This window comes from Achromobacter sp. NFACC18-2 (genome assembly GCF_900108985.1).
GTDB lineage: Bacteria > Pseudomonadota > Gammaproteobacteria > Burkholderiales > Burkholderiaceae_B > Achromobacter.
In genome coordinates, this window is record NZ_FNYM01000027.1 from 37239 (window position 1) to 57134 (window position 19896).

The 19896-nt window shown below is 61.8% G+C and carries 19 protein-coding genes; 10 read left to right on the top strand and 9 right to left on the bottom strand.

Annotated elements, in window-relative coordinates; genetic code table 11:
- The first annotated feature begins 101 nt into the window (after positions 1-101).
- Positions 102-1760 (top strand): CYTH and CHAD domain-containing protein, encoded by a 1659-nt coding sequence (locus BMW75_RS28245; RefSeq protein WP_076516699.1) that lies wholly within the window; start codon positions 102-104, stop codon positions 1758-1760.
- 96 nt (positions 1761-1856) lie between these two features.
- Here BMW75_RS28245 and ftsY read toward each other — a convergent pair whose 3' ends face one another.
- Complete coding sequence (ftsY, locus tag BMW75_RS28250) at positions 1857-2861, bottom strand: signal recognition particle-docking protein FtsY (RefSeq protein ID WP_369825597.1); 1005 nt, start codon at positions 2859-2861, stop codon at positions 1857-1859.
- Positions 2862-3375: 514 nt separating this feature from the next.
- On the opposite strand from ftsY, the gene rsmD reads away from it, so the two are divergent.
- The 4 genes from rsmD to BMW75_RS28270 all read left to right on the top strand — a co-directional run bounded on the left by rsmD (position 3376) and on the right by BMW75_RS28270 (position 6083).
- A complete protein-coding gene (rsmD, locus tag BMW75_RS28255) occupies positions 3376-3942 on the top strand; it encodes a 16S rRNA (guanine(966)-N(2))-methyltransferase RsmD (RefSeq protein ID WP_092582809.1) in 567 nt (188 codons plus the stop codon).
- A gap of 58 nt (positions 3943-4000) precedes the next feature.
- Complete coding sequence (gene coaD / locus BMW75_RS28260) at positions 4001-4504, top strand: pantetheine-phosphate adenylyltransferase (protein ID WP_076516705.1); 504 nt, start codon at positions 4001-4003, stop codon at positions 4502-4504.
- A 113-nt stretch (positions 4505-4617) separates the two neighbouring features.
- A complete protein-coding gene (locus tag BMW75_RS28265) occupies positions 4618-4869 on the top strand; it encodes a YfhL family 4Fe-4S dicluster ferredoxin (RefSeq protein WP_043547072.1) in 252 nt (83 codons plus the stop codon).
- On the top strand, positions 4866-6083 hold the full coding sequence (locus BMW75_RS28270) for a benzoate/H(+) symporter BenE family transporter (protein WP_092582810.1): 1218 nt from the start codon (positions 4866-4868) through the stop codon (positions 6081-6083). The genes BMW75_RS28265 and BMW75_RS28270 overlap by 4 nt, the downstream gene beginning before the upstream one ends.
- Positions 6084-6138: 55 nt before the next feature.
- Here the strand turns inward: BMW75_RS28270 and BMW75_RS28275 are convergent, their stop codons facing one another.
- Together BMW75_RS28275 and BMW75_RS28280 are read right to left on the bottom strand one after the other, a co-directional pair.
- Positions 6139-6525, bottom strand: coding sequence for an MOSC N-terminal beta barrel domain-containing protein (locus tag BMW75_RS28275; RefSeq protein ID WP_076516709.1), 387 nt, complete (start codon positions 6523-6525; stop codon positions 6139-6141).
- On the bottom strand, positions 6522-9023 hold the full coding sequence (locus tag BMW75_RS28280) for an AsmA family protein (RefSeq protein ID WP_092582811.1): 2502 nt from the start codon (positions 9021-9023) through the stop codon (positions 6522-6524). The genes BMW75_RS28275 and BMW75_RS28280 overlap by 4 nt, the downstream gene beginning before the upstream one ends.
- A gap of 343 nt (positions 9024-9366) precedes the next feature.
- On the opposite strand from BMW75_RS28280, the gene BMW75_RS28285 reads away from it, so the two are divergent.
- Positions 9367-10965: an MDR family MFS transporter gene (locus tag BMW75_RS28285; protein WP_092582812.1), complete on the top strand. Its 1599-nt coding sequence runs from the start codon at positions 9367-9369 to the stop codon at positions 10963-10965.
- 3 nt (positions 10966-10968) lie between these two features.
- Positions 10969-11412 (top strand): MarR family winged helix-turn-helix transcriptional regulator, encoded by a 444-nt coding sequence (locus BMW75_RS28290; protein WP_076516715.1) that lies wholly within the window; start codon positions 10969-10971, stop codon positions 11410-11412.
- Positions 11413-11427: 15 nt separating this feature from the next.
- Here the strand turns inward: BMW75_RS28290 and BMW75_RS29355 are convergent, their stop codons facing one another.
- On the bottom strand, positions 11428-11763 hold the full coding sequence (locus BMW75_RS29355; RefSeq protein WP_139208613.1) for a hypothetical protein: 336 nt from the start codon (positions 11761-11763) through the stop codon (positions 11428-11430).
- Here BMW75_RS29355 and BMW75_RS28295 point away from each other — a divergent pair.
- Positions 11703-12473 carry an IS3 family transposase gene (locus tag BMW75_RS28295; protein WP_139208614.1) on the top strand — a complete coding sequence of 257 codons (771 nt, stop codon included), beginning with the start codon at positions 11703-11705 and terminating at the stop codon, positions 12471-12473. The two genes, BMW75_RS29355 and BMW75_RS28295, sit on opposite strands and share 61 nt — an antisense overlap.
- 165 nt (positions 12474-12638) lie before the next feature.
- Here BMW75_RS28295 and BMW75_RS28300 read toward each other — a convergent pair whose 3' ends face one another.
- The 4 genes from BMW75_RS28300 to BMW75_RS28315 are packed head-to-tail and all read right to left on the bottom strand — an operon-like array spanning position 12639 to position 17055.
- On the bottom strand, positions 12639-13856 hold the full coding sequence (locus BMW75_RS28300) for a hypothetical protein (RefSeq protein ID WP_139208615.1): 1218 nt from the start codon (positions 13854-13856) through the stop codon (positions 12639-12641).
- A gap of 58 nt (positions 13857-13914) precedes the next feature.
- Complete coding sequence (locus BMW75_RS28305) at positions 13915-14991, bottom strand: hypothetical protein (protein WP_092582815.1); 1077 nt, start codon at positions 14989-14991, stop codon at positions 13915-13917.
- Positions 14960-16537 carry a hypothetical protein gene (locus tag BMW75_RS28310; protein WP_092582816.1) on the bottom strand — a complete coding sequence of 526 codons (1578 nt, stop codon included), beginning with the start codon at positions 16535-16537 and terminating at the stop codon, positions 14960-14962. The genes BMW75_RS28305 and BMW75_RS28310 overlap by 32 nt, the downstream gene beginning before the upstream one ends.
- Positions 16538-16560: 23 nt before the next feature.
- Positions 16561-17055 (bottom strand): SMI1/KNR4 family protein, encoded by a 495-nt coding sequence (locus tag BMW75_RS28315; protein ID WP_092582821.1) that lies wholly within the window; start codon positions 17053-17055, stop codon positions 16561-16563.
- A 126-nt stretch (positions 17056-17181) separates the two neighbouring features.
- On the opposite strand from BMW75_RS28315, the gene BMW75_RS28320 reads away from it, so the two are divergent.
- Complete coding sequence (locus tag BMW75_RS28320; protein WP_092582817.1) at positions 17182-18252, top strand: helix-turn-helix transcriptional regulator; 1071 nt, start codon at positions 17182-17184, stop codon at positions 18250-18252.
- Here BMW75_RS28320 and BMW75_RS28325 read toward each other — a convergent pair.
- The gene (locus tag BMW75_RS28325) at positions 18243-18611 is read right to left on the bottom strand and encodes a hypothetical protein (protein ID WP_139208616.1); all 369 of its coding nucleotides are present in this window, start codon (positions 18609-18611) and stop codon (positions 18243-18245) included. The genes BMW75_RS28320 and BMW75_RS28325 overlap by 10 nt on opposite strands.
- Before the next feature lie 127 nt (positions 18612-18738).
- Between BMW75_RS28325 and BMW75_RS28330 the strand changes: the two genes are divergently transcribed.
- Positions 18739-19880, top strand: a protein-coding gene (locus BMW75_RS28330) for an IS3 family transposase (RefSeq protein ID WP_254792069.1) whose coding sequence is annotated in 2 segments (ribosomal slippage) — positions 18739-18991 and positions 18991-19880 — 1143 coding nt in all. Because the reading frame shifts where the segments join, the coding sequence is not laid out codon by codon here.
- The last annotated feature ends 16 nt before the right edge of the window (positions 19881-19896 follow it).

Here is a 19896-nt window from a genome sequence, read left to right on the forward strand (position 1 = left end):
AAACACGTCTATGCTCAATGTGAACAAATTATGAACGGTCATCAAATCGCACCTGTGCGTTGATTAAGATCTCGGCTTTTGCCGTTGGACACCCCGCTGCCATGTCGGAACAGGAATTGAAACTGCACGTGCCCACGGCTTCACGCCAGGCCGTGCTGCGTGAAGTCAAGCAGCGCGAAGCCACGCGCATCCGCTTGCATGCCATGTATTTCGACACGCCCGAGCGCGAGTTGGCGCGGGCGCGCATCGCGATCCGGCTGCGCCAGGAAGGGCCCGACTGGGTGCAAACGCTGAAGATGCCCGGCGCCGACGCCATCTCGCGCATCGAAATGAATCATCCGCGCCCGGGCCCCGTGCTCGACCTGTCGGTCTACGCCGGCACCGAAGTCGAAGCCGCGCTTTCCGCCATCAAGGGCGAACTGGGCCTGCGCTACGAAACCGACGTGCAGCGCCTGCTGCGCAAGGTGCGCACGCGCTACGGCACCGTCGAACTCGCCTACGACACCGGCATCCTGCGCGCGGGCGCGCTCGAATTGCCGATCTCCGAACTGGAATTCGAACTGGTGTCGGGCCGCCCCGCCGCCATCTTCTCCGCGGCGCGAGGCTGGCAGCAGCGCCACGCCCTGATCCTGGATCCGCGCAGCAAATCCGAACGCGGCGACGCGCTGGCCCAGCTTGCGCAGCGCCTGGCCGAGGTGGACGCCACGCCCGGCGACGACCTCGAAACGCGGCGCGCGCAGGCCATCGCCCAATTCTGGGCGCCGCGCGGCGCCGCGTCCGTGAAACTGCGCGACGACATGACCCCGCCGCAGGCCATGGGCGCCATCGCCGCCGAATGCCTGGACCAGATCTGCCGCAATGCCGCCGTGCTGGCCGAGGTCGACACCGAAGGCGTGTATCGCGCCGGCAACTCGGAACACGTGCACCAGCTGCGCGTGGGCGTGCGCAGGCTGCGGTCGGCCTGGAAGCTGTTCGACGGCTGGATCGCGCCCATCCCCGATTCCCTGCTGCAAGGCGTGCGCACGCACTTTGCGGCCTTCGGCGCCAATCGCGACCAGGACGTGCTGAACGAAACCGTCGCGCCCGCGCTGATGCGCGCCGGCATGCCGGTCATCCCCATGGAAGCCGCGCCGCCGGAAGAAGACGCACAGACCATCGCGGGCGGCCAGGCATTCCAGGCGTGGCTGCTGGAACTGCTGGAATGGACGCTGGACGTGCCGCCCGTGCAGCCGGACGCGGACAGCCAGACCATCGCCAACGGCACACCGACCGACGCCGCGCCCGAGCCCGCCATCCGGCTGGAGGGCGGCGTGGCCGGCCCGACCATCAAGCCCACCATCATTCCGATGCTGACGCCGGAACCCCAACCGCAGCGCCTGCACAAGCTGCTCGCGCGCCGCCTGCATCGCTGGCACGGCAAGGTGGCCGACCAGGGCACGCACTTCGCGTCGCTGGACATCCCCACTCGCCACGAACTGCGCAAGCGCGGCAAGCGCCTGCGCTACGGCTTGTCGTTCGCGGAATCGCTGCTGCCGGCCGCCAAGCTGCGCGGCTATCGCAAGCTGCTGTCGCGCGTGCAGGACGTGCTGGGCGAAATCAACGATCTGGCGATGGCCAAGGACTACTACCAGTCGTGTACGGCCACGCACCCGCAGGCCTGGTTCGCGCTGGGCTGGATCAGCGCGCGCCTGGACGAATTGGTCATCGAGGCGCAGATGGCCTTTGACGACCTCGCGCAAAGCAAGCCTTTCTGGAAGTAGCGCAAGGCGCCATTTCGGACACGCCAAACGACAACGGGACGGCGCTTGCGCACCGTCCCGCACTGCCTGCGTAGGCAGGCGCATCGACTGGACGTGTCAGTCGGCCAGCAGCGCCGCCGCGAACTCGTCCGCGACGAAGGGCTGAAGGTCTTCCAGGCTTTCGCCCACGCCGATCCAGTACACCGGAACCGGACGCACGCCCTGGCTGCCCGCGGCCACGGCGGCCAGCGTGCCGCCCTTGGCGGTGCCGTCCAGCTTGGTCACGACCAGGCCGGTCAGGTTGATGGCCGCATCGAAAGCGCGGATCTGCGCCAGCGCGTTCTGGCCGGTGTTGCCGTCCACCACCAGCAGCACCTCATGCGGCGCGGTCGCGTCGGCCTTGCCGATCACGCGGCGGATTTTCTTCAGTTCTTCCATCAGGTGAAGCTGCGTGGGCAGGCGGCCGGCGGTATCCACCATCACCACGCCCATGCCGCGCGCGCGGCCGGCGTTGACCGAGTCGAACGCCACCGCGGCCGGGTCGCCGCCATCCTGCGAAATCACGCTGACGTTGTTGCGGCTGCCCCATTCCACGAGCTGCTCGCGCGCCGCGGCGCGGAAGGTGTCGCCGGCGGCCAGCAGCACGCTGGCGCCCTGGCGCTGGAAGGTGTGCGCCAGCTTGCCGATCGACGTGGTCTTGCCCGCGCCATTGACGCCGGCGATCATCACCACCAGCGGCTGCGTGCGCTTCAGGTCGAAGGCGCGTTCGAGCGGCCGCAGATGGTCGGCCAGGAGCTGGCGCAGGGCCGCCTTGACCTTGGCCGGGTCCTCGATGCGCTCTTTCTTGACGCGCGCCCGCAGCGCGGTCAGCAGCTTCTCGGTCGCCTCCAGGCCCGCATCGGCCATAATGAGGGCCGATTCGAGTTCCTCGAACAGGTTTTCGTCGACTTTCACGCCGACGAAAATGCCGCCGATGCTCTGCCCGGTGCGGGACAGGCCCTGCTTCAGGCGCGACAGCCAGGACGCTTTCTTGGGCGCCTCGGCGGGCGCGGGTTCCGCAGCGGGCGGCGCGGCCGGCACGGGCGCAGCCACCGGCGCGGACGGCGGCGTCGGAGCGGGCATGAACGCGGGCTGCGGCGCGCGAACGGGCTCGACAACCGGCGCGGCCGACACGACAGGCGCGGGTGGCGCGACCGGAGCCGGAGCGGGAGCGGAAACGGACGAGGACGGCGCGGCGGGTGCGAATGCCGGCGCAGGTGCAGGCGTTGCAGCAGGTGCAGGCGTTGCAGCAGGTGCAGGCGTTGCAGCAGTCGCAGGCGTTGCGGCAGGCGCGGAAACCGAAGCCGGCGTCGCAGTGGGGGCGGGCACCGGCGCAGGTGCTGAACCCGGACCCGAGCCCGGCGTCGCGGAGGGCGCGGGAACCGAAACGGAAGGCGCAACCGGTGCCGAAACCGGCGCCGAAACCTGCGCGGCAGATTCCTGGCGGCCCGCAGGCGCAGGGACGGCCGGCGCCGGGCTGGCCGGGGCTACGGCGGGCTCTGCGGGCGCGACGCTGGCGTCGACGACCTCCGGCGGCGGCGCGGGCTGAGCCGGCGTGGCGGGCGGAGGGGATTTTTTCTTGAAGAAGCGGCTAAACATGGGTAACAAGTATATTCGTATCGTCGGGGGCCAATACCGGCGCACCCCCATCGTCGTTCCCGACGTGGAGACGCTGCGTCCCACGCCCGACCGGGTGCGCGAAACGCTATTTAACTGGCTTACTCACCTGTGGGGCGGCGAATTTGCCGACAAACAGGTGCTGGATCTGTTCGCCGGCAGCGGCGCCCTGGGCTTCGAGGCGGCCTCGCGCGGCGTGGCGCATGTGCAGATGGTCGAGCGGGACAGGACCGCCGCGTCCGCGCTGCGGACACTGCGCGACAAGCTCAAAGCCGACATGATACGCATCCATGTCGGGGATGCGATGCAGGTCGCCGAACGGATGGATGCGTCGCGGTTCGACCTCATCCTGCTGGATCCTCCCTTTGGACAGGGCTGGCTGCCGCGCCTGTGGCCCATTTTGCCGGGCATCCTGACCGATCATGGGCTAGTCTATGTCGAGGCGGAATCCGCCATCGAAGCGCCCGAGGGATTCCAGATTGTGCGGCAGGACAAGGCCGGCGCGGTCCACTTCCATCTTCTGGAATTTGCTGCATTGCGGAAATAGATCAATAATCCGGGCTTCGGAGGATGGTGTACACCACAAATAACGGTACGGAGCTCGCATGATCATCGCTGTTTATCCCGGCACTTTCGACCCGCTGACCAGGGGCCACGAAGACCTGGTCCGCCGTGCAGCCACGCTTTTCGACAAAGTCGTGGTGGGGATCGCCATTAGCCGCAACAAGAAGCCCTTCTTCAGCATCGACGAGCGCGTGGAGATCGCGCGCGAAGTGCTGGGGCACTACCCCAACGTGGAAGTGCAGAGCTTTGGCGGCCTGCTGAAAGACTTCGTGCGCGACCAGGGCGGCCGCGTCATCGTGCGCGGCCTGCGCGCGGTGTCCGACTTCGAATACGAATTCCAGATGGCCGGCATGAACCGCCATCTGCTGCCCGACGTCGAAACGCTCTTCATGACGCCGTCGGACCAATACCAGTTCATCTCGGGCACCATCGTGCGCGAGATCGCCCAGCTGGGCGGGGACGTCAGCAAGTTCGTCTTCCCGTCCGTGGAGCGCTGGCTCCAGGAAAAGGCCAAGGAACGCCGCGAACAGTCCTGGCCGGGCTGACACCCGCCGGCAGCATCCCCGAACGGGCGCGCAAGCGCCCTTTTCGCGCTTTCCGGGCCGCGGCCGCCCGGCGCTACAATGACAGCGCCCCTTGCCTTGCTCCGCTGCCCATCATGGCCCTCACCATCACCGAAGAATGCATCAATTGCGACGTTTGCGAGCCCCAGTGCCCGAACGAAGCGATCTCCATGGGCGAGGACTATTACGTCATCGACCCCGACCGGTGCACGGAGTGCGTCGGCCATCACGATGAACCCCAATGCAAGGTGGTCTGTCCCGTGGAATGCATCGAACTGCATCCGCAGTGGCATGAAGGCCAGGAACAGCTCATGGCCAAGTACCGACGCCTGACCGGTGCCGCATGAGCGACGCGGCGCCGCCCAGCCTCAACCTTTCCCCTCCCACACACCACGCCCGCCGCGACCTCTCCGCGTCCGCGGTCGCCGCGGGGCTGGTCGCCGTATTGGTCAGTTTTGGCGGCACCGCCGTGCTGATGGTGCAGGCGGGCCATGCCGCCGGGCTTGACGCTGCGCGCATCGGGTCCTGGATCGGCTCGTTGAGCCTGGTGCTGGGCCTGGGCGGTGCGTTCTACAGCCTGCGCACGGGGCTGCCGGTGGTCATGGCGTGGTCCACGCCTGGCGCCGCCCTGCTCGTCACCGCGCTGGCCGGCGTGCCGTTCGATGAAGCCGTGGGCGCCTTTGTCCTGGCGGCCGGCCTGACGCTGGCCTGCGGCCTTTTCGGCTGGATCGACCCCATCCTGCGCCGCATCCCCGGCGAAGTCGCCGCCGCGATGCTGGCCGGCGTGCTGCTCAATTTCGGCATGGGGATCTTCAGCAACATCTCCAGGCAGCCCGCCCTGGTGCTAGCCATGTGCGCCGCCTACCTGCTGTGCCGCCGCTGGGCGCCGCGCTACGCGGTGCTGGTGGTGATGGCGGTGGCCGTGGCCATGGCGGCGGCAATGGGCCTGCTGCAGGTGAACCTGCTCGACTGGCGCCTGACCGAATTCGTCTGGACCACGCCCGCCTTCAGCGCGCAGGCGGCGGTCAGCCTGGGCATCCCGCTCTTTGTCGTGGCCATGGCCTCGCAGAACCTGCCCGGCCTGGCCATTCTGCAAGCCGCCGGCTATCGGCCGCCGGCGTCGCGCCTGGTTGCCGCCACCGGCCTGCTGGGCCTGGTCGCCGCGCCTTTCGGCGCGCACAGCGTCACCATGGGCGCGATCAGCGCGGCCATCTGCACAGGCCCCGAGGCGCATCCCGATCCCGGCAAGCGCTACATCGCGGCCGCCACCTACGGCATCGGCTACGTCGCGCTCAGCATCGTCGCGGGCGCCGTCGCGGTCTTTTTCCAGGCGCTGCCCGCCGCCCTGCTGGCCGCACTGGCGGGACTGGCGCTCCTGGGCACCATCATGGGCGGCATGGCGGCGGCCATGGCCAATCCGCAGCGGCGCGAAGCGGCGCTCATCACGCTGCTGGCGACGGCCTCGGGATTCAGTTTCTGGGGGATCGGTTCGGCCTTCTGGGGCCTGGCTGCGGGCCTGCTGGCCCACACCGCTTTCGAATACAGGCGCACCCGAAGCTGACGGGGCCCGGCCTGACGCGGTCCGGCCTGACGCGGCCCGGACAGCCCACGCGCAATCAGGTGGGCCAGGCGGCCACGGGCGTGTCGGGATGCACCTTCATGATGCGGCAGGGCACCTGCGCGAAGTTCGAGATCCAGGCTGCGGCCAGTTCGCCTTCGTCGATCACGTCGATGGCCTGCTCTCCCACCATCATGCTGTAGCGCACGCTGTCGTCGTCTTCGATGACGTCCAGCGGGATATCCATGCGCAGCATGCCGGGCGCCTTGAGCACCAGGTAGCCCAGGCGCAGTTCCACCGACACCTCGGCCAGCCTGGGGCACAGCTCGCGGTTCAGCCACTGCCCCGAATCGTTGGCGACCAGCCACTGCCGGTGATAGGCGGCGGCCTGCGATTGCGTCGTCACGCCGCATTCGGCGACAGGCTGGAATTGGTCAGCGCTCATTTGCCCAACAGTCCTTTCAATGCCTTGTCCACGGCGGCGCCGTTCTTGCCCTTGCCGGAGACCGCTTCCTTGAGCTTGTTCTCCAGGCTGCGCTTCAGGATGCCGCCGATGGCGTCCTTCCAGAGCAGCGTGTACGAGGGATTGTCGAACGGCCCCTTGAAGTGGACGGGGATGGTCACGTCCTTCAGGTCGATCAATTCCTTGCCTTCCGGATCGGCGGCCGGGTTGATGACGCGCGCGCGCGCCACCACATCCAGTTCGCTTTTCACGAAGTCGATGCTGGCCGGATCGCCCTGCGTCACGCGCAAGAGCGGCGACACGAAGCTCAGGCGCTTCACCGTAGCGACACCCTTGGCAATGGCCAGGTCGGCTTCCAGTTCCGAGAACGCCGTCTGCTTGCTGGTGTCGGCGGGCACCGTTTCATTCTGCGCGTCGGGCGAGAACCGGGCCTTCAGGTCGCGCAGCGTCTGCGTGAGGTCGATGCCCTTGACCGCCCCGTCACGCAGGCGCAGCTGCAGGGTGCCGGCCAGGGCGCTTTTCATGGCGTAGGCATTGGCGCCGGCAGTCTTCAGGTCCAGCGCCAGGCTGCCCGTTCCGCTCAGCACGTTCTTGCGCGCCAGGTCCATGAGCAGGGGCTCGATCGCGATGCCGGCCAGCGACATCTTCGTGGCGACCTGATTGCCTTGCGCCGCATCCACCGACAACGCGCCGCCCAGCTTGCCGCCATAGAGGCCCGCCGCGATGTTGGATATTTCCAGCTTGCCCTTGTCCAGCTTCACGGCAGCCGACACCTCATCGGCCTTCAGGCCGCGCACGACCAGCTTGCCGACCTTCAAGGTGCCGTTGACGCTGGGACCGATCAGCGCCGACAGGTTGATCGTATCGTCGGCGGGCGCAGCCGGCGCGGGCTGCGCGGCAGGCTTGGATTCGTCTTTCCTGCCGTCCGCGGGCGGCTTGGGCGGCGTGACCGGCACCGGCGGCACCAGCTTGTCCAGGTCCAGCGTATCCACGGCCAGCGCGAACTTCATCTGCGGCGAATCGGCGGAGAGCTTGGTGATGTCGGCGCTGAGATCGAACTTGCCGCCTTCCAGCACGGCGTTGATCTTGCTGGTGGCCTGGTCCTTCAGCAGATCCAGCGTGAGGCTGCCGATGACGGGAATCTGCAGGCTGCCCTTGGGCAGGCCCGGGTCCGTGATGTTCACGTCGCCGCGCAGGGCGGACATGGCGCCGCTGCGCTGCAGGAGATTCAGGGTGAGCGGCGAGGCGAAATTCAGCTTCACCACCCGTTCGCCCGTCTTGGACGTGCTGTCCAGCTTGGCTTCCTTGATGTCCAGTTCGCCCGCATTGCCGCTGATGCCATTCATGCCGAGGCTGGCGTCCAGGCCGCTGATGCGCAGACGGCCGGTCAGCGCCTCGCCGGTGGCCGAAGCGGGAGAGATATTGAGCGCCGGCGCGTCGACGGCCAGCTCAAAGGGGCCATCGGCCACGCCGCCCTTGGCGCGCACAGCCAGCTTTTCGATCTGGAGCTGGCTCTTGTGCGGGTCGATCGCCAGCTTGGGGATCGCCACGCTGGCTTCCACGTTGGTCGCGCGCACGGAGGGCTCGGTCACATCGCCCTGGAAGAGAAGCTCAAGGCCAGCCACGTCCAGCGCCGACTTCTGGCCATTGAATGCCAGGTTGCCGCGCATCACCAGGCTCTTGGCCTCGGCGCCCGGCAGCTTGCCGTCCATGCGCAGATCCAGCTTCTGCGCGGCGTAGCGCTTGGCGGAGGGATCCAGCGTCAGCAGCGCCTGACCGGTCAGATTTGCGTCCACGCGCGGATAGCCGCCTTCGACACGCGCCGACATCCGCACGTCGAAAGGCTGGTTGAAGGTGACACGGCCGGTGTTGGCGTTGATGCGGGTCACGGCGACCGCCATGCCCGTCATGGCGTCCTGCATCTGGACCTCGCCGTCCTTCAGATCCAGGCCGGCGATGTCGATCTGCATATTGTTGCGCGACGGCGGCATGGTGCCGCTGGTGATCGCCTGCGCGGCAGTCTGGGCCGCCCCCACCAGCGCTTCGGCCGGATTGCTGGGCGCATCGGTGACCGACTGCGCGCCGCCCACCAGATTGCTGAAGTTGAACTGCCCCTGCTTGTCACGCACCACGCGGGCCTTCAGCCCGCTGATGGCCACATGGTCCACCACAAAGCTGTTGGACAGCAGCGGCCACACCGCAACGGCGAGGCGGGTGCTTTCGATGGAGGCGAAGGTTTCGGTGCTGTTGGGCTCGGACAGCGATACGCCCTGCACCGACAGCCCGATCCGCGGGAATAACGACAGCTCGATTTCGCCGTCGATCGTGAGTGTGCGTTGGTAGCGTTCCTGGACAAGCTCTTCCAGCTTGTACTTGTACGCGTTGGGGTCGAATGTCAGCAAGAAGATGGCCAGGCCAACGACGGCCACGACAACCAACACTACCAGGCCTATCAAAATGCGCTTGAACCACGTTTTCATTGCTGCCCCGTCGGTACCTCGACTGGATATCCTTGATGCCGCCCACCGCGCAAGGCGCGGGGAAGGTGCGTTGCCGGCGGAAAACCGCCTGGCTTGGTGAACTGTCTGCCTGTCAGGGCTTGCCTTTTAGGGCGTGTCCTCGTCCCGCCGTGCCTGCGGCATTGGCGACAAAAGGGGAGGTGCTACCGAGGAAGGCTGCTGAAGACGCCGGTAACCCAGCGTGCAGATAACCGCTATCGTAACAAATCAGGCCGCGCCGCGGGATCGGCCAAGCTGACGGCTTCCTGACCGGCGGATTGTAGGGCTAGAATAGTTGATCGATCAATTATTGATGCGTCCAACAATGTCCGCCCCCGCCCCCACTGCTCCACACTCGCCCGGCCAGGTGCTTCCTTTCCGGCAATCCTTGCTGGCCATGCTGGGCATGTGCTTCGTGATGATGCTGGTCGCCATCGACCAGACCGTCGTGGGCACCGCCTTGCCGACCATTGTGGCGGAACTCCGGGGCTTCGAACTGTATGCATGGGTAGCCACGTCTTACCTGCTGACCTCGGTCATCACCGTGCCCATCTTCGGCAGGCTGGGCGATTACTACGGACGCAAACCCTTCGTCGTGGCGGCCATCGTGCTGTTCACCCTGGCCTCCGTCCTGTGCGGCGCAGCCGACACCATGCTCGAACTGGTGCTGGCGCGGGCGCTGCAAGGCATCGGCGGCGGCATGCTCGTCGGCACCGCCTTCGCCTGTATTCCCGACCTCTTTCCCGACCCCCATGTGCGGCTGCGCTGGCAGGTGATGCTCAGTTCCGCCTTCGGCATCGCCAACGCCGTGGGCCCCTCGCTGGGCGGCGCCCTCACGGAGCACTATGGCTGGCGGTCCGTCTTCTACGTCAACCTACCCATCGGCATCCTCGGCCTCTGGTTCGTCGCGCGCTACCTGCCCCACCTGCGCAGTCAAGCCCCCGGCAAGGTCCGGCTGGACTGGCAGGGCGCGCTGTTGATCGCGCTGGCGCTGGGCGCCCTGCAGCTTTTGGTTGAACTTTTGCCCAAGGACGGCTTCACGCCCCCGCTCCTGCTCCTGGGCGCCGGCAGCATCGCCGCCTTCGCCATCCTGATCTGGTGGGAGCGCCGCTGCCCGCACCCCCTGTTGCCCCTGGACATGTTCCGCAACCGCGGCCTGGCCATGCTGTTCATCCTGGCCCTGCTGGTGGGGGTGACGATGTACTCCCTGCTCTTCTACGCGCCCCTGCTCCTGCAGGGCGGCTTTGGCCTGTCGCCCCAGGAAGCCGGCCTGCTCATCACCCCCATGGTCGTCTTCATCACCGTAGGCAGCATCGTCAACGGCCGCATCATCACCCGGATCCGCAATCCGAACCGCATGCTCTACGCCGGCTTTCTCCTGATGGCGTTCTCCTGCCTGGGCATCGTCACCACCCACAGCTACACGTCGCACACGCTGATTGCCGCCTACATGCTGATGGCCGGCCTGGGCATGGGCTTCATCATGCCCAACCTCACCGTCTTCGCCCAGCAGACCGCCGGCCGCAGCCACCTGGGCATCGCCACCGCGCTGCTGCAGTCCCTGCGCATGATCGGCGGCATGCTGGGCACGGCCGTCGTCGGCACCATGGTCAGCCACAGCTACTTCAGCGGCGTCGAATCCACCCTGCGCGGCGCCTCCGCGCAATGGCTGCCCAAGCTGAACGACCCGCAGATGCTGGTCAACCCGGCGGCGCAGAGCGAGTTCCTGGCACAATTGGCGCATCAAGGCCAGGATGGCACGTCGCTCATCGAAATCGCGCGCGTCGCGCTGGTGGGCGCCATCCACGAAGGGCAACTCATCGCCCTCGCCGTCGCCGTCTTCGCACTCTGGTGCGTGCGGCGCGTGCCCCTGGTGAAACTGGTCCGGCCATCCAAGCCGGAGCCCGCCGGCGTCGGAGAGTAGCTTTTGCCCAAACAACAACAAGGCCTGCAAGTCATCCAGCACATGGGCCAGACGTACCGCGTCATGCAAAGCGCCTTCAGCAGCAAGGTCGGCCACGCGCTGCCGCGCTGGCGCATCCTGCTGGCGCTGCATGAAAACGGGCAGTGCTCGCAGAAGCATCTGGCCGAGCGTTGCCGGCTGGATCCGGCGTCACTGACGCGTCAACTGCAGGCAATGCAGAAGCTCGGCTGGATATCCCGGGCGGTGGATGCGCAGGACAACCGGCTGACGAACGCCACATTGACGGCGGCCGGACAGGCGGTGGTGAATGAGGCGTTGCCCAAGCGGGCGCAGTTTTTCGAGGAGTCGCTGAAGGGCTTGTCCGGGGCGGATATCGATACCCTGAACCGGGTGTTGAGCGTCCTGGAGGAAAATTTTGTCAGGGCGGCGGGGGAACGGGGCGGTTAGAAATCGCGCCGCCCATCACCGAGCGTCCTCACGCCCTCGCCGGCGATTGTCCGGCGCACGCCCTGGCCGCAACGCCCAGCGGTGCGCATTCGCCAGCAATTGCGCCCGCACGTCTGGCGGGTAGTCTTCCACGGTCGAAAAGGCCGGCACCGGCTTGCCGGCCTGGCCGGCCTCGCGGATGATGCGCGGCCAACGGGGACGCCAGCACAGCAGCAGCGAAGCCCAATGCGACAGACCGAGGATGAAAAAGGCCGGCGAAATCAGCAGGCAGTGTCCAGAGGGCGTGTCGGCTGGGTCAATTTTCCAGCGGCAGTTGGTATCGCAAAAGCAGCGCGCGAGATCAGTCGGCATTGCGAATGCGCATTCGAGACATCGCGATGAGCAGACCGAGATTTGGTTATGAGCGGATTCATATCCTTTTGAGCCGAGAAGGTTGGCAGGTCAATCTCAAGCGAGTCCATCGCCTGTACCGTTTGGAAGGGCTGCAGGTTTGGATGCGCGTCCGCCGCAATAAGCGGTTGAGTCTGCATCGGGGGCCCGCACCGCAACCAACAGGTGCTGGGCAGCGCTGGAGCATGGATTTCGTGCATGATCAATTAGCTGACGAGCGAGCGTTTCGGGTGCTGACCGTCGTGGATAACTGGAGCCGTGAGAGTCCCGTGTTGGAGGTGGGTTTTCGGCTAACCGGTGACAGCGTGGTTCAGGCGCTCGATCGAGTCGCCAAGAGGGTTGCTTTGCCGGCCAGTATCACCGTCGACCATGGAACAGAATTCACGTCCAAAGCACTGGATTTATGGGCTTGGGAGAACAAAGTGTTGCTGGACTTCACTCGGCCGGGCAAACCCACAGATAACGGCCTTTGCGAGTCGTTTAACGGCCGGCTACGGGATGAGTGCCTGAACGCGCATGAATTCCTATCGCTTGAGCATGCGAAGACGGTCATTGAAGCATGGCGTGCTGATTACAATGACCACCGACCCCATGGCTCGCTCGGCATGCTGACCCCGAGTGAATACGCCAAAACACAGCAGGTCAGCCTGCCTGAGCCGACCGAATTCTAGTTTTCAACTGCTGCGAAACAGGGGTGACGTCAATATCAATTTGGTTCAGACATACAAGTAGCGCTGTCTTCTGTCGAAGAGCAATACTGTCTGATGTCTGAACCGCTGCGAGATCTCCGCAAAGCTGAACACCAACCACTGTTTGAGACGACGGCTGGCCAGTCTTTACACCTTCTGCGCCGTCGATTTCTTAAGCAGCGAAACTGCAAAGCGTTGCTTCGTCGTCAGCCATTGCGGATTCTGTAAAAGCTCCTCAATGACAGCCAGAAGCATTTTGCTGGCAATTTTGTCCAACTTATCCATCGAATCTTCGGCTTTGCTGGTGATCAGTTCAAAAGAGGACAACCGGGTCTCAGCGGCGATCCTCTTGTCTCCAGTAAAATCTTGACCCACGGCCCAGGAGTACAAGTAGACCGCAGGAAAATGACCTTTCTCGGCTCTAGCGCTGTTATCCAATTCGATTTGGAAGCCGTAGCCAACACGTAGCCACCCCTTCCCGCTACCAAGCGCGTGTCGAGCGTAGACAGAGATCAGACCACCATCACGAGCTGCCGGATTAAGGCTTCCATTATCCTCCCGTAACCGCTCCAGCCTCATGCTGGTATCAATATACGGAGTGATTTCAAAATCAATAGATGCGTCCTTCGTGCCGGCGGGGTCGTCCGCTTTGTTGTGAACATCTCCGGCCTTCTTCCACGCTTCCTTGAAATCAGCGTTGAATCTCGCCGATAACAATTTCACATTGCGCAGCAGCCTCGCGAACTCTTCTGGCCCGTGAAGGTTACCGACCTGCTGGCCGGTACCATTACGTGGACAAAGAAGTCTCTTCAGAAAGCCGATCAATGCCTTGGGATCCACACGCTGCATCACAATACCTTCCTCTTCCAGATGCTCGATGAGCGCTTTTGCCAAATCAGAACTGCCTGCATGGCGTTTCAACAATCTAGCAGCCTGAGTCCAGGTCAGCGTTGGCATTCCGGGCAACAGAAGCGTTTCGCGACTTAAGACAAGGATCTGCCGCCCATTGAAGCTATTACGCCAATGGGCGTAGTCATCAATCTGCGCTGGTTTTATGTCGCTTTCAGCAAGTAACTTATCCCGGTACTTGATCTCTACCAGAACAGTTGGTTCATCGTCGTCTTCATCGGCAAAGACTGCCAAGTCGGCGCGACGCACTCCGGAAGCCCCCTTGAAGGCATACTCCGGCACAAAGACAGGCTTGCGAAAGGCTCGCTTTTCAAGCTTGCAACTTGCGCAAATCAACTCCCGAATCAGGCTCGGATGCCATTTTCCGATTTCGGCTAAGATGTAGGCCAGATAGCGACCATCAAACCTCCCACTAAACCACGCCTGAATGCGTGAAAAAAAACTCTCGCGCGGCACCGCTAACTTCCTTCTCTAATATTTCTGATTCTGCCGCCTACAGGCCTGCCATCAGTCTCTAAGCCAGACCCACCTGCACGGCCTGCCAAGCAAGCGCAGCGCCCGCAATCGCTATTGCGGCGATGGTCGCCAAGAACTGGCTGCGGCGGCTGTGCTTCAAAGCCAACTCAAGTCTGAGCACCTGGGCCTCTACCGTACGAATGCTGTCCATTGCTGACGAGAGACTTTCAGACATCGCTCCCATCTCAACGGCCACTGCTTCATGATGCGTCAACTGAGTCCGCTCGAATTGCTGCTTGCTGGCGTCCAATCGTTGCTCGAGATCCTGTCCAGTTGCGTGAAATCTTTGATCAAGAGTCTTTTCAATGCTCAGCGCACGGCTGGTCAGATCATCGCCATATTTCTGCAACGTGGATTGCTGTTCATCTATCTTCACGTCGAAAGACTGGATGTTCCGTTGCAGAGTCGCACCAAGTTCGAGATTGAACTCCTCCATTCGAGCCAAACATTCGGTGCCGGATTCCTGCACATACCGCTCCACGTTCTGCATCAAGCTTCGATTGGCGGCGTCTATCCTTTGTTCCGCTTCGGTAACCAAGGTGACGCATCCGACCAGTTTCTGAGCCTGCTCCTGACTGATTCCCTTGGCCTCCATCAGGCCATTGTTGGCAGCATTGATGTCGCGCTGCTGCTGCTCCAAGACATTCTGCTGATCCAGAATCTGGCGGTTTTGCTCCTCGATCGCGCCTGCCTGCTGCCTCAGTTGCCCTTGTTGCTGCATCAACAGGCCCTGTTGATCATGCAATACCTTCGATATTGCGGTATTTACAATCAGCAACTGCGAAGATTTTTCCGTAAGGTTTCCAATGGAACGGTTCAGATCAATTTGAGCGTCCTGCACAGCGTCGCCCCGATCTTTCCACCAGTTCGTTAATGCGTTCCCCTCCTTTTGCTCGCTCCGGGCTCGTTCAAGCCTTGAACTATCAGACTTTACGGAGGCCTGTGCAGCGCCCATATCCCGGATCAAGTCCTTGATGTTGCTATCACGAATGATCTGCTCCGGCACAATTGCCGAAGAAAAAGCCTCAACGATCTGAAACTCGTCATGACTGGCGATCTGGGTATTTCTCACCATAGAATTTCTCCAAAAAAGCTTCTATGTCGCGCTGACTGGACTCGATGTATTCGATCATTGCGACACTATCTGCCACATGCTTGCGCGTGTCTTCCGCTGTGCGCTCAAGGCTTAGCAACGTAGCCCGCGCGCTTACACCAGCAACACCGAGCGTTCGCCCTATTCCCTGGTAGCCGCTGATGGCTTCTGTGTAGCGACTGACGTTGCTCAATGACGTTTCAGACAGCTCCGTCAGGCTGCGGACAAACTCATCGCTGCGTTTGGCATTTGCCATCAACTCGTCCATCAGCTTCTCGTCGTACTGCTGGCCCGCAAAAAAGCTGTCGATCTGATAGGCGATGAAGGCGGACAGAAGACCTGCAAATGTGCCGATCAAAACAGAGGACAACACATCTGCGACGGGCATCAGGAACGGAACAGTGGCGATGAATGTCGTGACAGTCTCCTGCAGCAGAATCCCCACTGACGACACCACCACGGCGGACAACAGTTTCAGCCCTTCTTTCAATGCGTCGTCGGCGCTCATTCCCTTGGGAGGAAACATGATCAATTTGAAGGCCTTGTACAGGCCTATCAAACCCTCACGAACCACCGTCACAAAACGCTTTGCTGTCGACAGGAATCCGTTAATCATGAAGGTCAGCAGGTTGCTCATGAATCCGCTGACCCCACCTTCGAATAACTGTGCGGTCGCAGCTGGAATCTTTTCTGCAACCACTTCAACCACGCGCATCAGGCGCGCACGGATATCTTCAAAAAGAGTCTTGCCCAGTTCGACACCGTGCTTGATGAGAACTTTTATTTCATTGAATAAACCATTGACCAACTCGTTCAGCAGTACACCAAGAGCTTGCCTTACGCCCATCCGAGCGGCTTGCGCGGCACCGGTGCTGAGGAGCTCCCCAGCTTGTTTACGCAAGATCGCGCTATCGGCTGTTCTGGCCAGATGCTCTTCCGAGCGCTGTTTTGCGACCTGAGCCTTTTCTATGTCCAATCCAAGCCGCTCGGCATTGGTCTGACCATCCACCACTTCGTTGGCGAACTCAATGATGTCCTTGGCCCGCTTTGGATTATTAATATCACGATGCGTGGCTACCAGGTTTTCGGGGCTATTCGCAACGTCCGACAGCCGTCCATAACCTTCCCCAGTGTTGAAGGCGAGATGATTTTTCTTAGTGGCGTTTATTTTCTTCAAGGAGGTGACATGATCGGCCTCCAATTTTAACGGGTCTACTTCCTGCCCCGTGTAGCCATCAATCCCGGTGGCTTTCAACTCCCGCTTCACGCGGGCCCTGATATCTTTTATTTTCTCGCGGTCATACTTTTCCCGTGACTGCTCATACGATGCATGATCTTTGGTAGCGACAAAATCGGCCGAAGCATTTTCAAAATTGTGCACCGTCGTGACATTCCCGCCACTGCGGTCCTGAAACATCGCTGGCGACAAACCAAAAGGCCCGATAATCTGCGCGATGACCTGCTGCTGGCAATCATCAAACAATCGCTGTAGACGCAACTCATTCTGCTGAGCAATGCTTTGTTCCATTTCGCTTCCTTGCTGATGCGTATTTAAAAGAACTGCCGAGCCCAGGCAGCGAAACTTGCATCTCTGATTTTTCGTGCGCCGTCGTCATGCCATACGCTGATCACTTGGCCAGTGGTTCCGCCGTCAGTCGGCGCCATGTCGAGGCACATGTAGTCACCTGAGCCATTTGTTGCAAAGGGCACCCATCGCACGTCCCACCAGATACTTTTGACGCCTTTTTCTGCTTCCACCTGCTCATCTGCAGTCGAGCTGGACTGTGACTGCCCCTTTAGGAATTCCCATGCATCCAGAATCCGCGAACTGGACAAAAACTCGTAACTCCCGAACAGGGGATCCTCTTCCCCCTTTTGTCCGTCATGGCCGCGGAGAAAGTCGAGAAAATCCTGCGGCAGGTCAACACTTAGCGTCTGCTGCAGCACGGACAGGTTTTTTTCCTCTGCGGGCGGGTTCAAATCTTGCAGCAACGCCGGGGAGTCGCGTTGCAGAAGGGTCTCTATCGGGCCCCACTGAATAGCCATTGCATGGTCCTGAATAAGGCTCCCGCGCGCCAATTGCTGCAATCAGCCACGCAGTGCATCGGAAAATGAGATTAAACTAATCTATTTTATACTAATTATTTCAGCTGATCAAAAATTTGGGGCCGCATGTCCGACAGAAGTTTCGATCGACGCAAACTCACCCAGTTACATTCGGATATTCTGACGCTGCTTTCTTCCTCGGATCACTGGATCAACTCTCAATCTCTACACGCGAAGCTTCGTCCCCGATATGGTCAGACAGATGCGACATCCAAGACCATTCAACGCGCGTTGCGTCATCTTCTTGATATCGGCCTGATTGAAGCCAGTGGCCGTGGCAGCGCACGCGAGTTGCGCAAAGTACCTAATAGCGCGCAGAACAAAGCGGAAATTCAAAGCGTGGAGTTGGCAGTCGCATTGCTGCAATTGGAGCAATTCGCCACGAATCAATTGCCGGAAGATGCGCTCAAGTCGTTGCGAGACCACTGCGACCGCAGCCGGGAGCTGCTCAACAGTCACCCCACCTATCCACGCTACCTTCAAGGCCGGGCATGGTCAGGTAAAGCGGCGTTGATCGACTCTGGCTACCCATTGATTCCGCCGCCCCAGAACGAAGCAATGTTGAGGACCATCCTTGACGCGTTATATCGAGGCAGACAGCTATCCATCCAATATCAAAACGCGGCCATCGCGACCGCGAAGGTCCAACGGTACGAGGTAACGCCACTGGCTCTTGTCGAACGCGGAAGTGCCCTGTACTTGCTGTCCTGCCGTCGATCGGGCAGAACCGGCCTATACAAGCAATATATGCAGCGCCTGGATCGCATGCTCAGTGCCGTAATCACCGAAAACTCAGCCGATCCGGATCCAAGCTTCGAACTCGAACGCTTTCTCAAACATGAACACACCCTGCTTTTTTTTCCTGAGGCTCCCCAGAGCATTACCTTGAGAGTCCGGGAGCGCGGCTCCCGTAGTCGTCTGCGTCAATATCGACTGTCGGAGGACCAGGTCATTCACGAACGCGACTACGGCTTTGAATTGAAGGCCACAGTCAGACCGTCGCTCACATTCAAACAATTCGTGATTGGACTCGCGCCCGATGTGATATTGACTGCACCGGCCTCCTTGCGTCGCGAGCTACAGACGATCCTAACCGAGAGCGCAGAGGCCTATGCGGAAGGTACGTTTCAGACTTGAGTCGGGTTGTTCCCCGGCCACCGGAATCCCACCAGGCCGTCTACCCGCAGCGCACCGTCCAGGGTCATAGGCGCTGCAGCCTGATGCATCAAACCATCGATGCCTGCCTCCGCCAGAGTTCGCTTAAACACTGCGCGTGAAACCCCGGAAACGCACAGAGCTGCCGGCGATACGATCGCCCCGAGGCCACGCAAGATCCCGGCGAAGTTTCCTTCCCCCAACTGCATCACATTGATCGCCAGCAAATCTGCACGAGCCAACTCACCTACTGACGCCCAATTCTGCATGTCCATATAACCGCGCTGCGGATCCCACTCCAAAACTGCCAGCGCCCGCGCAACGCTGGCAAGCTTGGCCACCCAACCATCGTCGCCCGAGCTGACCCAAACACCCTGTCGCAGAGAAGTGACCCTAACCCAGTTTTTAGTACCGATCTAAATTAGAGAATTCCGGCATTATTTCACCATATGGAATAGGAGCCATGCCGTGAAGAGATCGAAATACACCGAAGAGCAAATCGCCTTTGCGCTGAAGCAGGCCGAACTGGGAACGGCCGTATCCGAGGTCTGCCGCAAGATGGGCGTGAGCGAAGCCACCTTCTACAACTGGAAGAAGAAATTCGGCGGGCTTGGTCCCTCGGAGTTGCGACGGCTGCGCCAGCTTGAAGAGGAGTGCAATCGCCTTAAGCGCTTGGTCGCGGACCTGTCGCTGGACAAGGCAATGTTGCAGGACGTTCTGGCAAAAAAGCTCTGAAGCCTTCGCTGCGCCGCGTACTCGTGGATGATCTGATGAAGCGCTACGGCGTCGGCGTGACCAAGGCATGCGCCGCAGTCATGATTTCCCGGTCGTTGTATCGCTACGAATCGTGCCGACGCGACAGTGGCGCGCTGGTCATGCGAATCCACGAGATAGCGCATACGCGCGTTCACTACGGATACCGGCGTGTACACGTGATGCTGCGCCGCGAAGGCTATCGAGACAATCACAAACGGGTCTACCGTTTGTATCGAGAACAAGGCTTGTCGTTGCGGCACAAGCGCCCCAAGCGCAATAAGTCGGCGCAACGTCGCCAACCCAAAGCGGTCGCGCAAGCCATCAATGACATCTGGAGCATGGACTTCGTCATGGACCAATTGTTCGATGGTCGCCGCCTGCGTGCTTTGACTCTGGTCGACAATTACACCAGAGAGTGTCTGGCCATCGACATTGGGCAAAACCTGCGGGGTGACGATGTGGTGGCGACGCTCGGTCGCGTATGCGCACTGCGCGGCCTGCCGCGCGTCATCAAAACCGATAACGGCAGCGAGTTTATCTCCAAAGCCATGGACAAATGGGCATACGAAAGTGGGGTGGAAATCGACTTCAGCCGGCCCGGCAAGCCGACGGACAATGCGCAGTGCGAATCCTTCAATGGCCGCTTCCGTCAGGAATGCCTGAACAGCCACTGGTTCTTGTCATTTGCCGACGCCAAGGAGAAAATCGACGCCTGGCGGACGTACTATAACGAGGTTCGTCCCCACTCCGCGCTGAAGTGGCAGGCACCTGCTGAATACGCGCGCCAGCACTTGGCCAGCGGCCATAGTACCAACCTCAATGAGCCGGAAATCTCTACTTCTGATCCGGACTAATTCGGGGTTAGGGTCA

Excerpts from the sequence above, each read along its gene's own strand:
- BMW75_RS28245 (WP_076516699.1), top strand. The coding sequence starts at position 102 with ATGTCGGAACAGGAATTGAAACTGCACGTGCCCACGGCTTCACGCCAG.
- ftsY (WP_369825597.1), bottom strand. The coding sequence starts at position 2,861 with ATGCCCGCTCCGACGCCGCCGTCCGCGCCGGTGGCTGCGCCCGTGCCG.
- rsmD (WP_092582809.1), top strand. The coding sequence starts at position 3,376 with ATGGGTAACAAGTATATTCGTATCGTCGGGGGCCAATACCGGCGCACC.
- coaD (WP_076516705.1), top strand. The coding sequence starts at position 4,001 with ATGATCATCGCTGTTTATCCCGGCACTTTCGACCCGCTGACCAGGGGC.
- BMW75_RS28265 (WP_043547072.1), top strand. The coding sequence starts at position 4,618 with ATGGCCCTCACCATCACCGAAGAATGCATCAATTGCGACGTTTGCGAG.
- BMW75_RS28270 (WP_092582810.1), top strand. The coding sequence starts at position 4,866 with ATGAGCGACGCGGCGCCGCCCAGCCTCAACCTTTCCCCTCCCACACAC.
- BMW75_RS28275 (WP_076516709.1), bottom strand. The coding sequence starts at position 6,525 with ATGAGCGCTGACCAATTCCAGCCTGTCGCCGAATGCGGCGTGACGACG.
- BMW75_RS28280 (WP_092582811.1), bottom strand. The coding sequence starts at position 9,023 with ATGAAAACGTGGTTCAAGCGCATTTTGATAGGCCTGGTAGTGTTGGTT.
- BMW75_RS28285 (WP_092582812.1), top strand. The coding sequence starts at position 9,367 with ATGTCCGCCCCCGCCCCCACTGCTCCACACTCGCCCGGCCAGGTGCTT.
- BMW75_RS29355 (WP_139208613.1), bottom strand. The coding sequence starts at position 11,763 with ATGCCGACTGATCTCGCGCGCTGCTTTTGCGATACCAACTGCCGCTGG.
- BMW75_RS28305 (WP_092582815.1), bottom strand. The coding sequence starts at position 14,991 with ATGGTGAGAAATACCCAGATCGCCAGTCATGACGAGTTTCAGATCGTT.
- BMW75_RS28310 (WP_092582816.1), bottom strand. The coding sequence starts at position 16,537 with ATGGAACAAAGCATTGCTCAGCAGAATGAGTTGCGTCTACAGCGATTG.
- BMW75_RS28315 (WP_092582821.1), bottom strand. The coding sequence starts at position 17,055 with ATGGCTATTCAGTGGGGCCCGATAGAGACCCTTCTGCAACGCGACTCC.
- BMW75_RS28320 (WP_092582817.1), top strand. The coding sequence starts at position 17,182 with ATGTCCGACAGAAGTTTCGATCGACGCAAACTCACCCAGTTACATTCG.